A 19,465-nucleotide genomic window follows, 5' to 3' on the forward strand; every position below is an offset into this window, starting at 1 on the left:
AAACCGATCACATCCCCTGGTGGACGCTCGTCGACCTCGCGGGCGGACGTCGACGGACGTGCGGTCGGGCGGTAGTGCCGAGTGATCTGAACAGCACTGATCACTGTCGCGCCTAGGGTGGGCGGGTGGACGAGCGGGGTTGGTGTGCGGCGCGAGCGGTGTTGAACAACGGCCGCGCGCGGCTCGGCGAGGTGGCGAGCGCGCTGTACCCGGACGTGCCGCGCGTCGCCGGAACTCCGCTGCTGTGCCGGGAGGGCTGGGTGCCGGACGCGCCGGTTCCCTTGGCGGACATCCGACTCGAATGGGATGAGCGGCCCGTCCCGCCGGCCGTCGCCGACCCGGCCGATGGGCTGCCGGACGGGTACCGGACGTACGCCGAGGCCATGGCCGCCCTCGCTCCGCCGAAGGTGTTCGAGGACCGTCCGTCCTACCGGCTGCTCGATGCCCGACTCCCCGTGCTGCGCTTCGGCCCCGCGCGGTACTTCGACGGCGTGAACGTCGGCGAGTCCGTCGCCCACGAACTGGCGGCCGGGGCGGACGGGCTGGCCACCAGGACACACGAGGCGGCGGCCCGGGCAAGCGAGTTCGCGAGCGGGGTGGGCGGGCTGGCGGTGCGGGAGCGGGTTGGGGATCCGTGCGACCTTGGCCGCCGGGCCGCACTCTGCGCGGTTACGACGGTGACCGTTACCACGTCCGGGGGCTATGTGCTGCACGGGCGCGACCCGGCCAGGGTCGCGCATGCCGGTGGGCTTCATCAGGTGATGCCGGTTGGGGTTTTTCAGCCGCTTCGCGACGAGGCGCCCGACTTGTGGCAGTGCATGGTGCGGGAGTACGCCGAGGAACTCCTTGGTAAGGCCGAGGACTATCCGGTCGGCTTCGTCCAGGAGGAGTGGGCCTTCCATCGGAGGATGACCGGCGCTCGTGAGGAGGGGCGGTTGCGGGCGTACTTTCTTGGGCTCGGTGTCGATCCGCTGACGTTTGCGCTTGATCTTCTTACCGTCGTCGTGATCGAGGACGACCTGTTCAGTGAGCTCTTCGGCGGGCTGGTCGCCGTCAATGATGAGGGGACGGTGTCGATGGCGCCGTTCGACGGGAGCGTCCCACGGCCGATGCAGCCGGCCGGTGCCGCCGCGCTGGCGCTCGCGTGGCGGCACCGGGAGGCGCTCATTCGCGGCTGAGCGCCTTCAGCTCGTCCAGGGCGTCCACCAGGTGGTCCACGATCTCGGACGGGTCGGGGACGAGGTCGCGGCACGCGACGATGCCGACGTGCACCTTGCCGTTGTAGGAGAAGACGGTGATGTTGAGGCCGCCGCTCACGTCCGTCACGACGGAGATGGGGTAGTAGCCGAGGACCTTCGCCCCGCACAGGTACAGCGGGAACTGCGGGCCGGGCACGTTCGAGATCATCAGGTTGATGGGGCGCAGCGACAGGGCGGGCGCGGCCTGCAGCGCGAGCCGGGTCGCGGCGGCGGCGAGCGGGGCGGGCAGCAGGCCGCTCATGTCCTGCACCCAGGCGCCGGACGAGCGGGTGAACCGCCGCTTCGCGACGTCCATGTCGTGCCGGACGGCGGTGTACCGCTCGGCCGGGTCCGGGACGTGCGTGGCCAGCGGCGCCGTCATGATCGACAGCTGGTTGCCCGGTTCGGCCACCGCGCCGCCGCGCCGCAGCGATACCGGGACGGCCGCGACCAGGGGACGGTCCGGCAGGTCGCCGCGCTTGTCGAGCCACTGCCGCAGCGCGGTCGCGCACAGCGCCATGACGACGTCGTTGACGCTGCCGCCGAGGCCGCGGCGGATCTCCTTGATCTCGGTGAGCGGCAGTTCCCCGCAGGCGACCGAGCGGCGGCGCCCGATCGGGTTGTTGAACGGGGTCGGCGGCGCGCTCATCCGGGGCGCGCGCGGCGAGGCCGGGCGGCGCAGCGCGCCCTGCACGGCCGACGACACCCACCCGATGCCCGGGACGGACGAGAGGCCCGGCACCTCGTCCAGGTAGGGGGCGGTGCGCGCCACCGACACGGCCGACCGGACGGGGTGCAGCGCCGCCCGCAGCAGCCCGGTGCCCACCATGTCGAGCATGCTCGGGGCGGTCGCGGGGGCGGCCTCGTCGGCGGGGACGTCGCGGGGTTCGGGCGTCAGGTCGAGCAGCGCGGCGAGCGTCTCGGCGGCCATCACGCCGTCGATGGCGGCGTGGTGCACCTTCACGTAGACGCCGGTCAGCCCGCCCTGGAGGCCCTGGATCAGCACCAGTTCCCAGAGCGGGCGGGTGCGGTCGAGCGGCTGCTCGTGGAGCATCCCGACGATGTCGGCGAGCTGCCGTTCGGTGCCGGGCGCGGGGAGCCCGATCTCGGTGATGTGCCGCTCGGGTGCGAAGTCCGGATCGTCCTCCCAGTACGGGTTGTCCAGGCCGAACGGCACCTGGACGAGCCGCTGCCGGAGCGGGCGGGCCGCGAGGTGCGCGCGGTCGCGGATCAGCTCGGCGACGATCGGGACGGTGAGCCGGCCGCCGGGGCACGTCCCGGCGTCGATGATGCCCAGGCCCGCGATATGGGCGTGGGTGGTATCGGTCTCCGCGTGGAGGAAGGTGGCGTCCACGGTCGTCAGCTGGCCCATGTGCTCTCTCGTCCCGTCCGCTCGTCGTTCGGCTGCCCCTGCCTCTCTAGGAGTTATGCGCTCAGCGGCGGCAGGTCAACGTGGGCCAGAAGGAAGCAACAGGGATTTAACGGGGCGTTTCACCCAGTTCATGCGGCGTTTTGGGGGGCGCGTGGAGAAGATTTTCACCGGCCCCGACCGATATCGGTCAAGAAATTTCACAAAGGCGATCAACGGGGGCAATTGGCCACGCCGGCGTGATCATCGGACTACGCTGGTGCGCCATGACGGCACGACCACTCTCGGAGATCGTCGAAGCGGGATGGGCCGCCGCGCTGCAGCCGGTCGCCGGGACGATCGCCGCCGCGGGCGACTGGCTGCGCGCCGAGGTCGCCGCCGGCCGCCGCTACCTGCCCGCCGGGAACCACGTCCTGCGCGCGTTCACCCAGCCGTTCGACGACGTCCGCGTCCTCATCGTCGGCCAGGACCCGTACCCGACGCCCGGGCACCCGGTCGGCCTCAGCTTCTCGGTCGCGCCCGACGTCCGGCCGCTGCCCGCGAGCCTGATCAACATCTACCGCGAGTACTGCGACGACCTCGGCCACCCCGAGCCGTCCAACGGCGACCTCACCCCGTGGACGGAGCACGGCGTCTGCCTGCTCAACAGGTCGCTGACCGTCATGCCCGGCAATTCCGGCTCGCACCGGGGCAAGGGCTGGGAAGAGGTCACCGAGCAGGCCATCCGCGCGCTCGCCGCGCGGAACCGCCCGCTCGTCGCCATCCTGTGGGGACGGGACGCCCGCAGCCTCAAGCCGATGCTCGGCGGCGTCCCCTGCGTCGAGTCGCCGCACCCGAGCCCCTACTCGGCCAACAGCGGCTTCTTCGGCTCCCGCCCGTTCTCCCGCGCCAACCAGCTCCTCGAACAGCAGGGCGCGAGCCCCGTCGACTGGAAGCTGCCCTAGCCCTCTTCGGGGAGGTGGCGCAGGAGGGTGGCGAACTCGCCGGTGCCCTCCGTGGGGGCGTCGGCGGCGAGCGGGGTCAGCCGGCGCTCGCCGTGGCTCCAGTAGACGCCCGGCGCGCACGGGTCGTCCGCTATGTCGTGCATCTCCCGGACCACGTCCGCGAACACCGGGAGCACCTCGCGGACGGCCGTGGACGTGATCGGATACAGCAGCAGCGTGCTGTGGCACGGGACGCCGACCAGGGCGCCGTGCTCGTTCGGCCACGGAAGGAACTGGTCGACCTCGCTGAGCAGCGCCGACACGTACCGGCTGCCGGGCTTGTTCACGACGCGGACGTCACGCCCCGGCAGGAGCGGCTGGTCGTGGACGGAGACGTCCGCCAGCTCCCGGTCGTGGGTGTTCGTCATCACATAGCCGAGTTTGTGCAGGCCGAGCAGCCCCGCGCGGGCCTTGGTGAGCGGCCCGCCGTAGCGCGGATGCTCGATCATCACCATCGCGTCGAAGTGGTCGCCGGCGGGGACGACGACGAGGCCCTCCCGGTCGCCGGGCGCGAGCTTCGGCACTATGCGCAGCCGCAGCAGTTCCCGGACGTCGCCGAACAGCTCCATCTCACCGATCGCGAGGAACGCGCGGTCGCCGACTTCGCGGACCCACTCGTCCACCACCTTGGGCCATACCGAGCGCGGCTCGCGGACGCACCGCTCCAGCACCGTCCAGCTGGAGGCCCGCGCCTCGGACCGGCCGACGGGCAGTACCACCTCGGACGTGCCGGGGTCGAACCAGGCGCTGGGCACCAGGGCGGGCAGCACGTCGCGGATGAGCGCGTGCACGTCCGCCGCCGCGTCCAACGGTTCCATGAAAGCTCATCCTCCCTCAGCCGTCGGCGGATCACGTCACCCCCCAACCTTCTCAGAACTTCGGCCCGTTGTGTGATCCATCGCGATCCTGGTCGCACACTCGCTGATCATGAGCCGCTCAAGTACGGTGCCTACATGCGCGAACTCGTGTACCCACCGGTGATCAAGACGGCTGTCGGTGTGTTCAAGGCCCTGAACATCAAGTTCCGTCTGGAGGGGACCGACCAGATCCCCAGCACTGGCGGCGCGGTGCTCGTCAGCAACCACGTGAGCTACCTCGACTTCATCTTCGCCGGTCTCGCCGCGCATCCCGCCAAGCGGCTGGTGCGGTTCATGGCGAAGAAGGAGATCTTCGACAACCGGGTCGGCGGGCCGCTCATGCGCGGGATGCACCACATCCCGGTGGACCGGAACGCGGGCGCCTCGTCCTACGCGGCCGCGCTGAAGGCGCTGAAGAGCGGCGAGATCGTGGGCGTGTTCGCGGAGGCGACGATCAGCCGGTCGTTCACCGTGAAGGACATCAAGAGCGGCGCGGTGCGGATGGCGGTCGCGGGCAAGGTGCCGCTGATCCCCGTCGCGCTCTGGGGCCCGCAGCGGATGTGGACGAAGGGCCGCAAGCGCCGGCTGCTGCAGCGCAACGTCCCGGTGACGATCCTCGTCGGCGAGCCGATGTACCCCAAGCGCGGCGACGACTACGAGGCCGTCACGCAGGAGCTGCGCGCGCGCATGGCGGAGCTGCTGGAGAAGGCGCAGCGCGAGTACCCGGACGTCCCGCGCTCGGACGAGACCTGGTGGCAGCCCTCCTACCTCGGCGGGACGGCGCCGACGCCGGAGGAGGCCGAGAAGCTCGACCTCGAAGAGGCCGAGGCCCGCAAGGCCGCCCGCGAGGCCAAGGAGTCCGGCGCGTAATTCGTTGGACGCCGCCCATCACCGCGCGTGATCATTCTTGGCATGACCACGCCGCAGGAAGTCCTGCATCTCATCGAGCCCCTGCCGGACACGGGCCCGGATTCGGCGCTGCCCGTGGTCTTCCAGCTGTCCGACGACAACTCGCCCGCCGACGTGATGGACGTGCTGTCGCTGCGCCCGTTCGCGTCCGGCGAGCAGCCCTGGTCGCGCTCGACGCGGCTGGAGCACGTCAAGGCGGACGCGCCGCTGCGCCCGGACGGCGCCCGCCTCGTCCGGGTCGCGCATGAGAAGGGCAAGGAGTCGGTGCTCGCCGAGGGCGACGGCTGGACGCTGCTGGTGAACCGCTGGAAGAGCGGCAACGCCTATGTCGCGGTGTCCGCCATCACCGACGAGCTGGCCGAGGCGATCCTCGACGCGACCGTGAAGGACGCGACCGAGCCGCAGAAGACCGACGAGACCAAAGTCGAGATGGGCTTCTGGCACATGGGGTCGCACGGCCCCGTCCGCAGCGAGCGCGCGATCACGTCCGACTCCTGGGACGACATCCGGCGCAACTACACCGCGCCGGTCGCCGAGTCCCTGGACGCGGTGATGAACCTCACCCGCGACGAGGTCGCGGGCCGCCTGCTGCTCCTGCACGGCCCGCCCGGCACCGGCAAGACCACCGCGCTCCGCGCCCTCGCCCGCGCGTGGCACGACTGGTGCCAGGCCGACTGCGTCCTCGACCCGGAGGCCCTCTTCGGCAACCCCAGCTACCTCATGGAGGTGGCCGTCGGCGACGACGAGGACGAGAACCGCCGCTGGCGGCTGCTGATCCTGGAGGACTGCGACGAGCTGATCCGCGGCGAGGCCAAGCAGTCGACGGGCCAGGGCCTGTCCCGCCTGCTCAACCTCACCGACGGCATGCTCGGCCAGGGCCGCGACGTCCTCGTGGCGATCACCACCAACGAGGACCTCGCCATGCTGCACCCGGCCGTCGTCCGCCCCGGCCGCTGCCTCGCCCAGATCGAGGTCGGCCGCCTCACCCGCTCCGAGTCCCTGACCTGGCTGGACGACACCGACGTCCAGCCCGCGGAGATCGCCCCCAACGGCGCCACCCTCGCCGAGCTGGCCGCCCTCCGCAAGGGCGAGAAGCGGCCCCAGAACGAGCACGCCCCGACCACCGCGACCGGCTTCTACCTCTAGGTCGCCTTCGCCAGGGCCTGGGTTATGTCGGGCCAGAGGTCGTCCGGGTGTTCCAGTCCTATGGAGAGGCGGACCGTTCCCTCGCCGATGCCGGCGGCTGCCAGGGAGGCGGCGTCCATCTGGCGGTGGGACGTGCTGGCCGGGTGCATGACCAGGCTGGCTATGTTGCCCAGGGAAGGGCCCAGCGAGATCAGTTCGACCGCTTCGGAGAAGACTCGGCCCGCGTCTCGGCCGCCGGTCAGTTCGAAGGCCAGGACGCCGCCGGCACCGTCCGGGAGAAGGCGCTGGGCCACCTCGTGTTGCGGGTGATCGGGCAGGCCCGGGTAGTGGACGCGGGTTACGGACGGGTGGTCTGCCAGGCGCATGGCCAGGTCTAGGGCTGAGGCGCTCTGGCGGGCCACCCGCATCGGCATCGTGGCGAGGCCGCGCACGGTCAGCCAGGCCGAGAAGGGGTCGGCGGTGCAGCCGAGGTCGAGGGCGTGGTGCCAGACGCGGCGGTGGACGTCCTGGTCGGCGAAGACCGCGACGCCGCCGATGACGTCGCCGTGCCCGCTGAGGTACTTGGTCGCCGAGTGGACGACGATGTCGACGCCGTGCTCGATGGGCTTGCAGAGGAGCGGCGTGAAGGTGTTGTCGACGACCGTCAGCACGTCGGTGCCCTGGACGGCGGCGGTGAGGGCCGGCAGGTCCGTGACATGGGTGGTGGGGTTGGCGACCGTCTCCAGGTAGAGGATCCGGGTGGTGGGACGCAGGGCGTCACGTACTTCGGCCGGGTCGTCGCCCGCGATGAAGGTGACTTCGACGCCCCAGCGGTCGGCGAGGTCGTTCAGCAACCCGTAGGTGCCGCCGTAGAGGGCGGTCTGCGCGATGACGTGGTCGCCGCTGCGGAGGAGGCTCGTCAGCACCGCGTTGATGGCGCCCATGCCGGACGCGGTGGCGAGCGCCCCTGCGCCGCCTTCGAGTTCGGTGACGGCCCGTTCCAGGGAGCGGACGGTCGGGTTGCCCATGCGGGCGTAGAAGAACGCCTCGTCCGGCCCGGAGAACGCGGCGGCCAGGTCGTCGGCGGCGTCGAAGGCGAACAGGTGGCCCTGGTATATCGGCACCGCCATGGGCCGGCTGCCCTCGGGAGCGATCACCGGCGGGTGCACGGCGCGGGTCTGCGGATGGTGTCCGGTCATGTCTCCAGCCTGCGGCGGGATCGCCGAACCCGGAACGGCCAATTGCGACCAGTGGCCCGGACCACGCCCCCCGAGTCGTGCTTCGCGGCGCCGGACCACCGGCCCGGCCGGGGGCGCCGGCCCCCTGCCGGTACGGTTCCCGTCACCGGCCTGCCCACCCCGCGAGGGCCGGCCGGCGATCGGGATCGTCCCGGACAAAGGTGCCGTTTCGGCGTCCCTCGGCCGGAGACCCGAGCATCACCCGGCGGACCCCCTCCGCACCATCCGGGAGATCACCGCCAAATCGGGGCGCCCGTCCGGGTACGGGACGGTACGTACGTACGGGTCAGCCCTGGGTCGCGCGGGCGAACAGCCGCCGGTAGACGCAGCGGAGACCGTGGAGATCACTTACCGGCTCGGCGAACGCGACCCGCACGTCGAACGAGGCCGGCGGGTCCGGCGACGGCGGAGTGCAGCGCACCCACATCCCGTACCGGTCGAGCTTCAGCGGCCGGACGGGCCCGGACGGGACGGAGTCCGGCAGCAGCGCGGCCAGCTCGTCCCGGTGCGCGGAGTCCAGGTGCGTGAGGACGCCGGCCTCCACGGCGACGAACGGGTCCGGCGCGGCGGCCGCGTACTCCTCGGGCTCGAGGGCGGCGCTCCCCCACGCGTCGTCGATCTCGACCTGGGCGACTTCGAGGGCGAGGATCGTCCACTCGCCGCCCTTGAGGTCGAGCAGTTCGGGACGCGGGTGGACGTGCGAGAGGCGCAGCGCGGCGGCGCGCAGTTCGGCGTCCGGCACCCGGCTGAGCCAGCCGTGCAGCCACGCCCGGCCGCGGATCCGGTCGGCGAACGTGACCGGCGCGACGTCCGAGATCCGCAGGGTGGCGGGCATGTCGTCGGGCTCGGCGGCCAGCGCGGCAACGGCCGGCGCGGCGGACGGGACGAGCAGCAGCGGCCTTCCGTCGCGGTCGGTGGCGTGCGCCGGAACGGGCGTGTCCGGCACCTGCGGCACAGCGAGCACCCCGTCCGCGATCCCGTACGCGAGACTCCGCGCCCGCTCCGCCGCCGCCGGCCCCTCCACAGTGGTCGTCTTCGCTCGCCGCACCCTGCCTCCTTGACGTTAAAGGTTAGGCTTACCTAACTTAGGTTCACCTAACCACTAGGGAGAGTGATGAACAACCCCCGTCCGAAAGTGCGGCTGTCGCGGGCCCTCGGGGTGCCGCTGACGCCGAAGAGCGTGAAGTACTTCGAGGCGCGTCCGTATCCGCCCGGTGTGCACGGGCGTGCGCGCAAGCAGGAGAGCGACTACAAGGTGCGGCTGCGGGAGAAGCAGCGGCTCCGGGCGCAGTACAACATCCGCGAGGCGCAGCTCCGCAACGCCTTCGCCAAGGCCGACAAGGCGGGCGGCAAGACCGGCGACGTCCTGCTCTCCGACCTGGAGTGCCGGCTGGACGCACTGGTCCTGCGCGCCGGGTTCGCCCGCACCATCTACCAGGCGCGTCAGTTCGTCGTGCACCGGCACGTTCTCGTGAACGGCCGCCGCGTCGACCGCCCGTCCTACCGGCTCCAGCCCGGCGACGTCATCACGATCGCCGAGCGCAGCCGCCGCATGGACGCGTTCCAGATCGCCGCCGCCGGCGGGCACGCCGAGAACGTCCCGCCCTACCTGGACGTCCGGCACGACGCCCTCGCCGCGCAACTCACCCGGCTCCCCGAACGCAAGGAGATCCCGGTCATCTGCGACGAGCAGCTCGTGGTGGAGCACTACTCGCGCTAGTGCAGGTCGCCGAGTTCCTCGCGGGCCGAGGCGCGCAGGGTGCGGAGGGCGTCCACGAGGACGCGGCGCTGGCGCGCGGTGAGCGGGCCCGCGAAGTGCTCGCGGAGCGTCTCGGCGTGGACGCGCAGGGCCTCGTCCAGCTTCGCGCGGCCCGCCTGGGTCAGCTCGACCAGCTGGCGGCGCCGGTCGCCGGGGGCCGGTTCGCGGCGGACGAGGCCGGCCTCCTCCATCCGGTCGATGATGCGGGTCATGCCGCCGCTGGTCAGGATCAGCTCGCCGGCCAGCCCGCCCATCGACCGCGGGCCGTCGTGGGACAGCCGCAGCAGCACCTCGAAGACCGCGTGCCGGATGCCGCAGCGGCGCTCCAGCTCCCGTCCCGCGATCCGCTCCAGCACGGACGCGGCGCCGAGCAGCGCGCCGAACTCGTGGACCACCTCGTCCGCGACGCCGGCGTCCTGCCCGTCCTGCTCCGTCACGGCCGCCATGATGCCCCGCCTTCGTCTCGCGACCCCGGTCGTCGTTCGCATAACGTGCCCGCGCCCCGCACGCTTCCGTACGGGGCGCGGCAGGCCGAACGTCAGTTCTTCGGCTTCTCGCTCTTCGGCGCCTTCGACGCGCCATCGCCCGGGGTGGTCCCGGGGAGCTGGGTCTGCTGCGGCTGGTTCTGGTCGTTGGTCCCGGACGCGTACTGCTTGGTGATCTTCCACGTGCCGTCGACCTTGGCGAGGGCGAGCCGGAGCAGCGTGGCGGGGGCCGCGGTCGAGCCCTCCTTGGTCCGGACGGTGATGTCGACCATGACGACGGCGGTCGCGAACTTCCCGTCGACGCTGCCGACGAAGACCTGGTTCGTCTTGGACGTGAGCGCCAGTTCAGGGTTGCTCTTGAAGGTGTCGCCGAGGCTGGGCAGCGTGTTGGTCTTGAAGCTCTCCAGCAGGTCGCCGCCCATGAGCTTCTGCGCCTTGTCCATCTGCGACTGGTAGTTCTGCGCGTTGTAGTTGAGCGCCACGTTCCCGTACGCGGAGGCGGCCTCGCCGACGGCCTCCCGGTCGTCCTGCTTGGACGACAGGGAGCTCGCGCTCGTCCACTTCCAGATCGCCAGGCTCGCCAGCAGCGCGACGAGGACGACGAACACCACGGTCGCCACGACGGGCAGCCCGAAGAGGCCGGGCCGGGCCATGGGCGAGCCCGCGCCCGGACCGGCCGGCGGCGCCTCCTCGGCCTTCTCCGCCGGGGGTTCGATGCGGGACGGACGCGGCTTCGCGGCGGGCTTCGCCAGGCTGGGCGGCGCCTCCTCCTCGGCCTCCGCGACCTCCGCGACCTCCTCGGCCGTGGCGGCCTTGGCGGCCGTGGTCTCCTCCGCCTCGTCGTCCTCGGCGTCGAGGGCCTCCAGGACCTCGTCGAGGTCCTCGTCGTCGATGACCTCGATGACCCGCACGCGGCGCTTGCGCTTGGCGGCGGCGGGACGCGCCGGGCGCGCCGCGGCCTCCGCGGTCTCCGCCCGCTCCTCGGCCGGGACCGCCTCGACCTCGTCGGCCTGGTCCTTGCCGGTCTTGGCTGTCACTTGGGGAACTCCTCGGAAATCGGGTCAGTCCTTGCGCCGGCGGAACCGGCCAAGGCGGGACACCACGGGCACCGAGCCCATCATGACCCTGATCAGCACCAGCAGGGCGATGACCGGGGGAACGTACACTAGCCAGATCGGCGGCCCGCCAGAAGAGTCGCTGTTGTTCGCGGCCTTCTTGGCCTGCACGTCCTGCCGGTCGAGCGCCGGATCGTGCGTCGGGATCGTCTCGCCGGGGTTCTTGGCCTTGTAGGGCTTCTGCTTGGTCACCGCCGGCATCCGCCCGCCGGGGCAGGTCGGGACCTTGGCCACCGCCGGCTGCCCGAGAGGGTACTTGTACTCCAGCGTCGCGGGCGTGTTCAGGGTGACCTGGAAGACGACGTTCAGGACGGGTTTGCCCTGGTCGATCCCGATCACGTTGTCGAGGACGTTCTTCAGCTGCGGCGCCGCGCCGAGCGTCTTGTTCAGGTCCCGCAGGTAGCCGGGGTTGTACTTGCCGACGCCCCAGTTGCCGAGCATGTCGACCGTGCAGCCGAAGTCGGCCTCGGTCTTGCCGAGCAGCCCGTTGACCGTGTTGAGCAGGTCGGGGCCCCGGTCGCGCAGCTCGGCGATCTGCCCGCGGACCTGGCTGAGCGCCGCGGTGAGCGCGGCCAGGTTGTCGATGCCGGCGCCGAGCGAGCCGCGGTTCTGGTTCAGCACGTGGGTGATCCGGCCGAGGTCCTTGGTCAGCCCGTCGAGCAGCTCGGTGTTCTCCGCGAACGTCTTGGTCAGGTCGTCCCCGCCGTTGATGATCTGCCGGAGCGAGTCCTCGCGTCCCGACCAGCCCTCGGCCAGCTCGTGCGTGAGGACCTTCGCGTCCTCGGGGTTGATGGCCTTCAGCGAGTCGATGACCGCGCCGAACAGGTCGCCGTACTTGGGCGGGACGGACGTCTGCGACACCGGGATGACGGCGCCGGCCTTCATCGGCGGCGCGTCGGCCTTGCCGGCGCCCGGGGTCAGCTCGACGACCGGCTCGCCGACCGCGGACTTGCGGGCCGCGGCCGCGGTGACCCCCTGCGGGATCTTGACGCCGCGCTCGATGTCCAGCCGGACGATGACCTTGTCCTTCTCCAGGTCCACCGAGTCGATCTTGCCGATCCGCAGGCCGAGGTAGTCGACCTCGAAGTTCGGGTGCAGGCCGGGCGAGGACTCGAACTCCACCGTGATGTGGTACGGCCGGTCGATGAAGTCGAACCGGACGACGTTGTTGAACGCCCACACGACCATGACCACGGCGAGCACGCCGAAGGCCACCAGGTTGATCGTCAGCCGCCTGGTCATCAACGCCCTCCGAGGAGCTTCTCGAGGTCCGGCAGAGCGTCTTCGAGCTGCTTGGGGATCTCGGTGGACTTCGTCTTCTTCGGCTTCTCGCTGAGGCCCGGGAAGATCGGCCGCCCGTCCGGCCAGGTGACCCGGACGATCGGGTAGAGCAGCAGCTGGCCGTCGTAGCTGGCCAGCGGGATCTTGTACGAGAACGCCACGATGCCGTCCACCAGCGAGGTGAGCCGCTTGCGGTTGCCGCCGAGCTGCTGCAGGACGGGGTCGAGGTCGTTCAGCAGCTTCTTGAACCGGCGGATGCGGCCCTCCAGGACCTTGTCGTTCAGCTCGTGCGCCATCTTGGTGAGCCGGTCGACCGCCTTGATGATCTTCTCTTTGTCGTCGTTCAGCAGCCGGGTGGTGCGTTCGAGCTGCCCCGGGGCCTCGCTCAGGGCGTCGCTGCCCTTGGCGAGCGACCGGCCCAGCTTCGCGAACCGGTCGACGGACTCGCCCAGCTCGATCCGCTGCTGCGCGAACAGCTTCACCAGGTCGCCCGCCTGGGCGATCGTCTTGTTGAGCTTCTGCCCGTTGCCGTCCAGCGCGGTGGCGCCGGCGTTGACGACCGTCGCCACGTCGTCGCCGGCGAGCGCCTGGATCAGTGGCCCGGCCTGCCCGACGACGTCCTCGAACGCCGGCTGGACGCGGGTGTCGGTGATCGCCGAGCCGGAGGCGAGGAACGGACCGCGGTCCATGCTCGCGCCGGGCGGCAGCTGCAGGTCGACGTAGTTCTCGCCGAGCAGCGACGTCACCTTGATCTCGGCCCGGGTGCCCTTCGGGATCTTGACGTCGTCCTCGATGGACAGCGTCGCCTTCGCCTTGTAGCCGACGAGCTCGACCTTGGTGACGGTGCCGATCGTGATGTCGGACATCTGCACGCTGTGCCCGGCGACGAGGCCCTGCGCGTCGTCGAACGTGGCGGTCAGCGTGAGGTCGCCCTTCGGCGCGCCCGCCGTCTTGTAGGAGCAGCCCGAGACCGCGAGGACCGCGGCGACCATGACGAGGAGGATTCTCCTGCCCATCAGTTGCCTCCGTCCCAGGGACAGTTGGAGTTCGGCTTGGGAAGCGGGCAGCCGACGTCGTCGGTGTTCATCAGGCCCTTCAGCCACGTGCGCAGGAACGCGTCCGTGGCGAACCGGATCTGCAGCGACTTGTTCTTCGGGTTGTAGCCGCCGATGAGGGCGTCGCCGATGCCGGGCAGCACCTTCAGCAGCTGCGCGATCTGCTTGGCGTTGCCCTTGAGGACCAGCGCCGCCCGGGTGAGGACGGCGAGGTCGTAGGGCAGGTTGCCCTTGTACTTCTGGATCAGCTTGTCGCCGTTCTTGGCCAGTTCGAGGATGCCGCTGATCAGCTGCTGCAGCTCGCCGCGCTCGGAGCTGAGCACCCGGCTCGCCTCGCCGAAGTCGCGGATCATCGTGCCGAGGACCTGCTCGCGGCCGCGCACCACCCCGGCCAGCCGGTCCAGGTTCTGCGCGACCTCGATGAGGTCCTTGTCCTGCCCGGCGACGTTCTCGATAAGGCGGGCACTCTGTTCGAGCGTGGCGTTGAACTCCTTGCCGTTGCCCTTCAGCGTGTCGGCCGCGGTGCCGAGCGCGGACTGCATCTTGGTCGGGTCGAGCGCGTTCGCCAGGTTGGTGAACGAGCTGAGCGCGTCGTCCACCTCGACCGGCACGTGGGTGCGCTCGATCGGGATGACGTCCGCGGTCTCCTTCGGCTGCCCGGGCTTCCACGCCGGGTGCAGGACGAGGTTGCGCTCGCCGATCAGGTTCAGCGGCACGATCGACGCCTGCACGCCCTTCGGCAGCGGGACGTCGTCACGCAGGTGGAACGTCACCTTCACCTTGTCGCCCTGGTTCTCGACCTTGTCGACGAGACCGACGTCGGCGCCCATCACCTTGACCTTCGACTCCGGGTAGAAGGAGCGGGCCTTCGGCACGTAGACGACCATCGTGCGGTCACTCGCGGACGGTGCTAGCGAGCAGCCGCCCATCGACGCCGTCAGGGTGAGGCCCAGGGCGATGGCGATCCCCTTCACTCTGCCCATCTAGTTGCCTCCCTGGCCGCGCCGGGTGGAGATCGGGCCGGGCGGCTGCAGCGGGCCGAGCCCGGTGAGCACGCCCTCGATCCAGGGCCCGTTGCCCTTGAGGTTGGCGACCTGCTGGAACGTCGGCCCGAGCAGCGAGAAGTCGGTGTTCAGCGCGTCCATGTTGGGCGCGAGCCGGGTGGTCAGCAGGTGCAGGTTGCTCAGCAGCGTGTCGAGCTGCTTCTGGTTCTTGGAGATCACGTTGGACAGCGTCCGGACGGTGCGGTTGCCCTGCCCGATCGTCGCGGCCAGCTCGTTGCGGCGCCGCACCAGCGTGTCCAGCAGCACCTGGCTGGAGTTGATGATCTCGCGGAGCTCGTCGTCCTTGCTCGCCAGCGTGCCGGTGATCGTCTTGCTGCTCTCGATCAGCCGCTGGATCTGCGGGTAGGAGTCGTTCAGCATCCGGGACAGGTCCTGGATGTTGGACAGGATCCGGTGCAGCTTCTCCGCGCCCGGCGACTTGATCTTGTTGACCTCGGTGAGCAGCTTGTCGATGCTCTTCTCGTCCAGCTTGCCGACGATGTTCTGCGCGCCCTCCAGCGCGTCCGGGACGGTGAACGGGACGCTGGTGTGCGACAGCGGGATGCGCCGCTTGGACTCCGGGACGTCCGCCATGTACGGCTTGGACACCGGGCCGGACAGCCGCAGGTACCGGCCGCCGAGCAGCGTCGTCGTCTGGATCTCCGCCCGGGTCTTCGGCCCGAGGTCGATCCCGGCGTTGATGTGCCAGGTGACGATGATCCTGCCGTGCTTGAAGTCCGGCTCCACCCCGGTGATGCGGCCCGACTTCACGCCGGCGACCCGTACGTCCTGGCCCTTCTTCAGCCCGGCCGCGTCGCTGAACTCGCCGCTCATCGTGTAGCCGCGGTCGAACAGGTGCAGCTGGCCGATGGCGAACGCGAACACGCAGGCGGCGCCGAGCGCGGACAGCGTGACGATCGCGACGAGCTTCTGGTTGACGTCGCGCAGGGACTTCAGCGCCATCAGCCGCCACCCCCCTGCAGCATCTTCCTCAGCTTGGCGAGGTCGTCCTTGGACGGCTGGCCGGTGCCCGGCGCCTTCGGCAGCTCCATCGGGAACGGGCACGGCCCCTGCATCACGTTCAGGCAGAGCGCGTTCGTGCGCAGGTAGTGGCCGCCGTTCGCGGTGGAGAACAGCTGCCGCAGCGTCAGCGGGAGCTGCTGCACCATCTTCTCCAGCTGGTCGACGTTCAGCCGGAACGTCTCGGCGAACTTTCCGAGGTTGCCGATGATGCGGGCGAGCTGCGCGTCGTTGCCGCCGAGCACGTGGTTCAGGTTGGTGGTGACGCCGCCGATCTCCACGATGGCGTTCTCCAGCAGCTTGCGGTTGTTGGCGAACACCTTGGTGAGCGACTCCAGGTTGTCGATGCTCGCCGCGATCTGCTTGTCGCGGGTCGCGACCGCGCCGCTCACCGTCTCGTAGTTGTCGATCATCCCCTCGATCGTCTTCTTGCGGGCCGCGAACGTCTGCAGCAGCAGGTCCAGGTTGTCGGTCAGCAGCGAGATGTTCTGCTCGTTGCCGTCCAGGGCCTGGGAGAAGGCGAAGAGGATCTTGTTGAGCTGGTTCGGGTCCAGGTTGCGGGTGAGCGGGCCGAGCGCGTTGACGACGTCGCCGAGGTCCACCACCGACCGGGTGTGCGGGACGCGGTCGCCGTCGCCCAGCCTGCTCTGGCTCGACCCGGGCTCCAGGTAGACGACCCGCTGCCCCATGACGTTGCGCCAACGGATCGCGGCGGTGGAGTCGGAGGGGAGCTTGACGTCCTTGTCGACGGCCATCTTCACGACGGCCTTGCCGCGCACCACCTCGATGCTGTCGACCTGGCCGACCGGCGTGCCGGCGACCTTCACGTCGTCGCCCTCCAGCAGGCCGGTCACGTCGTCGAACGTGGCGGTCAGCTTGTAGCGGGCGTTGAAGCTCGTGCCGAGGATCTGCTGGCCGATGTAGAAGGTGAGCAGCCCGGTGATCGCCACGAACGCGAGGGTCTTCAGGATCGTGGCGTACTCGGGCCCGCGCGCCGTCTTGCGGCGCATCCGCGGGCTCATGGCCGCCCCCCGGTCTTGGTCAGCCCCGGAAGCCGCATCTCGAACGCCGTCTTCTGCGGCGGCGTCGTGCACGCGTCGATGAAGATCTGGCAGATGTCGAGCGGCAGGTCGTCGCGCGCCTGGGCGATGACGGTGCCGTCCGGGCCCGGGATGCGGATGATCTGCGCCAGCAGGTTGAAGAACCCGTTCAGGCTGTCCAGCAGCACCGGGATGTTGCGGCGCTGGTTGTCGAACACCGACACCACGTCGCCGCCGTTGTCGATGATGTTCCCGAGGTTGCGGCCGTGCTGCTGCAGGTTGCGGCCGAGCGTGTCGCCGAGCTTGCTCGACTCGTCCAGCAGCTGCGAGACCTTGTCGGGACGTTCGTTGATCACCTGCGACAGCCGGTTGAAGTCGCCGGTGAACGCGGCGAGCGTGTCGCCGCGGGACGCGAGCGTGCCGGACAGGCCGTTGATGTCGTTCAGCAGCGCGTTGATCGCCGCGCGGTCCCGGTGGGTCGCATTGACGACGATGGCGCCGTTGTCGATCGTCCGGCGCAGCGCCTGCCCCTGCCCGGACAGCCCGGAGCCGAAGGTGTGCAGGATGGCCGCCACGTCGTCGGGGTTGATCGCCTTCGTCAGCTCGTAGGCGGGCCAGGCGGTGTCGGACAGGTCCTCGGGGTCCTGCGTCTTCGCGATCGTCCCGCCGTCCTTCAGGTACGGGCCGGACAGCTCGTGCGCGCCGAGGTCGAGGCTGATGTCCTTCGGGCCGAACACCGAGACCGGCTCGACCGTCGCGACCGCCGTGTCGGCGACCTTGACGCCCTCGTCCACCCGGATCCGGACGGTCACCCGGCCGTTGTCGTCCAGGTCGAGGCGGTCGACGGTGCCGACGGAGATCCCGCGCACCTTCACCTCGGACTTGCCCGGGTCGAGGCCCTGCCCCGCCCGGCTGAACGTCGCGTCGTAGTACGTGGAACCCGAATGATCCGGCGTGGAGCCGATCGCGACGAACGCCGCCGCTGCCGCGATGACGCCCGCGCCGACCAGCCCGAAGATCGTCCGGGAGCGCTGGGACAGTGTCTCGTCGCTCATCCGGTCAACTTCACTGTGCTGCCGTGGCCCCAGAAGATGTAGGACAGGACCAGGTTCATGAGGATCATCAGGATGGTCGACTCCCGGATCGCGCGGCCTGCGGCGACGCCGACGCCGACCGGGCCGCCCGCCGCGTAGTAGCCGCGGTAGCAGTGGATGAACATGATGATGAACGCGAACACCGCCACCTTGATCACGCTGTAGAACACGTCGATCGGCGGCAGGTAGAGGTGAAAGTAGTAGTCGTAGATGCCGGGCGAAAGACCGAAGTACTGGATCGTGATGAACCTGGTGGCGAAGAACGCCATGAACAGCGACACCAGGTACAGCGGCACGAGCGCGATGACGCCGGCGGCGACCCGGGTGCACACCAGGTAGGCGAGGGAGTTGATCCCCATGACCTCCAGCGCGTCGATCTCCTCGGAGATCCGCATCGCGCCGATCTCGGCGGTGAACCCGGTGCCGACCTGCGCGACCAGCGCCACCCCGGCGATGATCGGGGTGACCTCGCGGACGTTGGAGTAGCTCGCGACGAGGCCGGTGAACGCCTCCGCGCCGATGCGCTCCAGCCCGGGGTAGCCCTGCAGGCCGACCATCGCGCCGGTGGCGAGCGACATCGTCGCGATCACGAAGATCATGCCGCCGCCGATGACGAGCGCGCCGACGCCGACGGTGATGTCGCTGACCTGCTTGGCGAGCGTCTTGCCGTACTTGCGCTTCAGGATGATGTCGAAGAACAGGTGGTAGAGCACCCGGCCGAGGAAGATCGGCAGGTTGGCCGAGGCGGCGAGGCCGGCGGTCCGGCCCCTGACGGCCCGGCCCAGCTTGCGTACGGGAGTTATGGCGACCATCAGAACCTCGGGGGGAAGAGAACCTGGTAGATCATGGTGAGGATGTAGTTCGTCGCGAACACCACGATCGAGGTGACGACCACGGCCTTGTTCACCGCGCGGCCGACGCCGACGGGTCCGTAGTCGCAGTTCATCCCCATGTAGCAGGCGACGGCGGCGGCGATGAAGCCGAACACCCACGCCTTGAACAGGGTGATGACCAGGTCCGAGAACTGCAGCAGGGTCGTCGCGCCGTCGAAGAACGCGCCCGGGCTGACGCCCTGCTGGATGACGTTGAAGTAGTAACCGCCGACCACGCCCGCCAGGATCACCACCGAGCACAGCAGCCCGGACACCATGCTCGCCGCCCACAGCCTGGGGGTGACCAGGCGGTGGATCGGGTTGATGCCCATGACCTCCATCGCCGCGAGTTCGTCGCGGATGTTGCGGGCGCCCATGTCGGCGGTGATCGCCGACCCGCCCACGCCGGACACCAGCAGCGCGGCCGCCAGCGGCGCGACCTGCTGGATCATCGCGGCGGTGAGCAGCGCGCCGGTGCCCGACTGGGCGCCGAGCTGCCGGGCGATGTCGCCCACCTGCAGCGAGATCGTCGCGCCGAGCGGCACCGCGATGAGCATGACGGGGACGCTCGTGACGCGCGCCAGGAACCAGCACTGCTCGATGAACTCGCCCCACCACTGGCGCAGGTCCCAGGAGCGGCGCAGCCCCTCCAGGAGGGTCACGCACAGGAGTCCGGTCTCGTCGAGCGCTCGCCCGACGCGTCTGCGTGCCAGGTCCGGGGCCTTGGTCAGGCTCACGGCCATCAGCCGGTGACCTCCCCCGGGGGGACGGGGTGAAGGTACATGCCAGCCTCCTTCTGTCTCGGACGTCGGCGCCCATCCGATACTCCGGATCCCGCCGGCCCACAGGCGGCGCCAACGTCCTTGCTCCGATGCGCGCCACCGTGGTCTCGGCAGAGACCTGGGATCACCGCGGTCCCAAGCAAGCACTCGGGCACCGCATGTGATCCGTGGCACTCTATTGGAAGAAGGTCTAAGAAGCG

19 protein-coding genes are annotated in these 19,465 nt (G+C 70.2%); 5 read left to right on the top strand and 14 right to left on the bottom strand.

Going from position 1 to position 19,465, the window contains the following annotated elements:
• The first annotated feature begins 125 nt into the window (after positions 1-125).
• Positions 126-1,178 (top strand): transcriptional regulator, encoded by a 1,053-nt coding sequence (locus HUX53_RS01450; protein ID WP_176401352.1) that lies wholly within the window; start codon positions 126-128, stop codon positions 1,176-1,178.
• Here the strand turns inward: HUX53_RS01450 and HUX53_RS01455 are convergent.
• Positions 1,165-2,610: a wax ester/triacylglycerol synthase family O-acyltransferase gene (locus HUX53_RS01455; protein ID WP_176401353.1), complete on the bottom strand. Its 1,446-nt coding sequence runs from the start codon at positions 2,608-2,610 to the stop codon at positions 1,165-1,167. The two genes, HUX53_RS01450 and HUX53_RS01455, sit on opposite strands and share 14 nt — an antisense overlap.
• Before the next feature lie 263 nt (positions 2,611-2,873).
• Between HUX53_RS01455 and HUX53_RS01460 the strand changes: the two genes are divergently transcribed.
• Entirely contained in the window at positions 2,874-3,551 is a 678-nt protein-coding gene (locus HUX53_RS01460; protein ID WP_176401354.1) for a uracil-DNA glycosylase, read from the top strand.
• On the opposite strand, the gene HUX53_RS01465 is transcribed toward HUX53_RS01460, so the two are convergent.
• On the bottom strand, positions 3,548-4,408 hold the full coding sequence (locus HUX53_RS01465) for a hypothetical protein (protein ID WP_176401355.1): 861 nt from the start codon (positions 4,406-4,408) through the stop codon (positions 3,548-3,550). The genes HUX53_RS01460 and HUX53_RS01465 overlap by 4 nt on opposite strands.
• Before the next feature lie 135 nt (positions 4,409-4,543).
• On the opposite strand from HUX53_RS01465, the gene HUX53_RS01470 reads away from it, so the two are divergent.
• Both HUX53_RS01470 and HUX53_RS01475 read left to right on the top strand, forming a co-directional pair.
• Positions 4,544-5,317: a 1-acyl-sn-glycerol-3-phosphate acyltransferase gene (locus HUX53_RS01470; RefSeq protein WP_176401356.1), complete on the top strand. Its 774-nt coding sequence runs from the start codon at positions 4,544-4,546 to the stop codon at positions 5,315-5,317.
• Between the two features lie 42 nt (positions 5,318-5,359).
• On the top strand, positions 5,360-6,502 hold the full coding sequence (locus HUX53_RS01475) for a DUF5925 domain-containing protein (protein ID WP_176401357.1): 1,143 nt from the start codon (positions 5,360-5,362) through the stop codon (positions 6,500-6,502).
• On the opposite strand, the gene HUX53_RS01480 is transcribed toward HUX53_RS01475, so the two are convergent.
• Together HUX53_RS01480 and HUX53_RS01485 are read right to left on the bottom strand one after the other, a co-directional pair.
• On the bottom strand, positions 6,499-7,680 hold the full coding sequence (locus HUX53_RS01480; RefSeq protein WP_176401358.1) for a PLP-dependent aspartate aminotransferase family protein: 1,182 nt from the start codon (positions 7,678-7,680) through the stop codon (positions 6,499-6,501). The genes HUX53_RS01475 and HUX53_RS01480 overlap by 4 nt on opposite strands.
• A gap of 325 nt (positions 7,681-8,005) precedes the next feature.
• Positions 8,006-8,767, bottom strand: a complete 762-nt coding sequence (locus HUX53_RS01485; protein ID WP_176401359.1) for a DUF2470 domain-containing protein — start codon at positions 8,765-8,767, stop codon at positions 8,006-8,008.
• A 66-nt stretch (positions 8,768-8,833) separates the two neighbouring features.
• Here HUX53_RS01485 and rpsD point away from each other — a divergent pair, with 66 nt between their 5' ends.
• Positions 8,834-9,439, top strand: coding sequence for a 30S ribosomal protein S4 (gene rpsD, locus HUX53_RS01490; RefSeq protein ID WP_176401360.1), 606 nt, complete (start codon positions 8,834-8,836; stop codon positions 9,437-9,439).
• Here rpsD and HUX53_RS01495 read toward each other — a convergent pair.
• The 10 genes from HUX53_RS01495 to HUX53_RS01540 all read right to left on the bottom strand — a co-directional run bounded on the left by HUX53_RS01495 (position 9,436) and on the right by HUX53_RS01540 (position 19,226).
• On the bottom strand, positions 9,436-9,915 hold the full coding sequence (locus HUX53_RS01495; protein WP_309236992.1) for a MarR family transcriptional regulator: 480 nt from the start codon (positions 9,913-9,915) through the stop codon (positions 9,436-9,438). The genes rpsD and HUX53_RS01495 overlap by 4 nt on opposite strands.
• A 101-nt stretch (positions 9,916-10,016) precedes the next feature.
• The gene (locus HUX53_RS01500; RefSeq protein ID WP_176401362.1) at positions 10,017-11,000 is read right to left on the bottom strand and encodes a hypothetical protein; all 984 of its coding nucleotides are present in this window, start codon (positions 10,998-11,000) and stop codon (positions 10,017-10,019) included.
• Between the two features lie 24 nt (positions 11,001-11,024).
• Positions 11,025-12,320 (bottom strand): MCE family protein, encoded by a 1,296-nt coding sequence (locus HUX53_RS01505; protein ID WP_176401363.1) that lies wholly within the window; start codon positions 12,318-12,320, stop codon positions 11,025-11,027.
• On the bottom strand, positions 12,320-13,375 hold the full coding sequence (locus tag HUX53_RS01510) for an MlaD family protein (protein WP_176401364.1): 1,056 nt from the start codon (positions 13,373-13,375) through the stop codon (positions 12,320-12,322). The genes HUX53_RS01505 and HUX53_RS01510 overlap by 1 nt, the downstream gene beginning before the upstream one ends.
• On the bottom strand, positions 13,375-14,397 hold the full coding sequence (locus HUX53_RS01515) for an MCE family protein (RefSeq protein ID WP_176401365.1): 1,023 nt from the start codon (positions 14,395-14,397) through the stop codon (positions 13,375-13,377). Before HUX53_RS01515 ends, HUX53_RS01510 begins: the two co-directional genes overlap by 1 nt.
• Positions 14,398-15,420: an MCE family protein gene (locus HUX53_RS01520; RefSeq protein WP_176401366.1), complete on the bottom strand. Its 1,023-nt coding sequence runs from the start codon at positions 15,418-15,420 to the stop codon at positions 14,398-14,400.
• Positions 15,420-16,499 carry an MlaD family protein gene (locus HUX53_RS01525; protein ID WP_255204810.1) on the bottom strand — a complete coding sequence of 360 codons (1,080 nt, stop codon included), beginning with the start codon at positions 16,497-16,499 and terminating at the stop codon, positions 15,420-15,422. The genes HUX53_RS01520 and HUX53_RS01525 overlap by 1 nt, the downstream gene beginning before the upstream one ends.
• Positions 16,496-17,572 carry an MlaD family protein gene (locus HUX53_RS01530; protein ID WP_176401367.1) on the bottom strand — a complete coding sequence of 359 codons (1,077 nt, stop codon included), beginning with the start codon at positions 17,570-17,572 and terminating at the stop codon, positions 16,496-16,498. Before HUX53_RS01530 ends, HUX53_RS01525 begins: the two co-directional genes overlap by 4 nt.
• Positions 17,569-18,423 carry an ABC transporter permease gene (locus HUX53_RS01535; RefSeq protein WP_176401368.1) on the bottom strand — a complete coding sequence of 285 codons (855 nt, stop codon included), beginning with the start codon at positions 18,421-18,423 and terminating at the stop codon, positions 17,569-17,571. Before HUX53_RS01535 ends, HUX53_RS01530 begins: the two co-directional genes overlap by 4 nt.
• Positions 18,423-19,226 (bottom strand): ABC transporter permease, encoded by an 804-nt coding sequence (locus HUX53_RS01540; protein WP_176401369.1) that lies wholly within the window; start codon positions 19,224-19,226, stop codon positions 18,423-18,425. Before HUX53_RS01540 ends, HUX53_RS01535 begins: the two co-directional genes overlap by 1 nt.
• Positions 19,227-19,465: the final 239 nt, after the last annotated feature.

The sequence above is a fragment of the Actinomadura sp. BRA 177 genome (assembly GCF_013372625.1).
GTDB lineage: Bacteria > Actinomycetota > Actinomycetes > Streptosporangiales > Streptosporangiaceae > Spirillospora.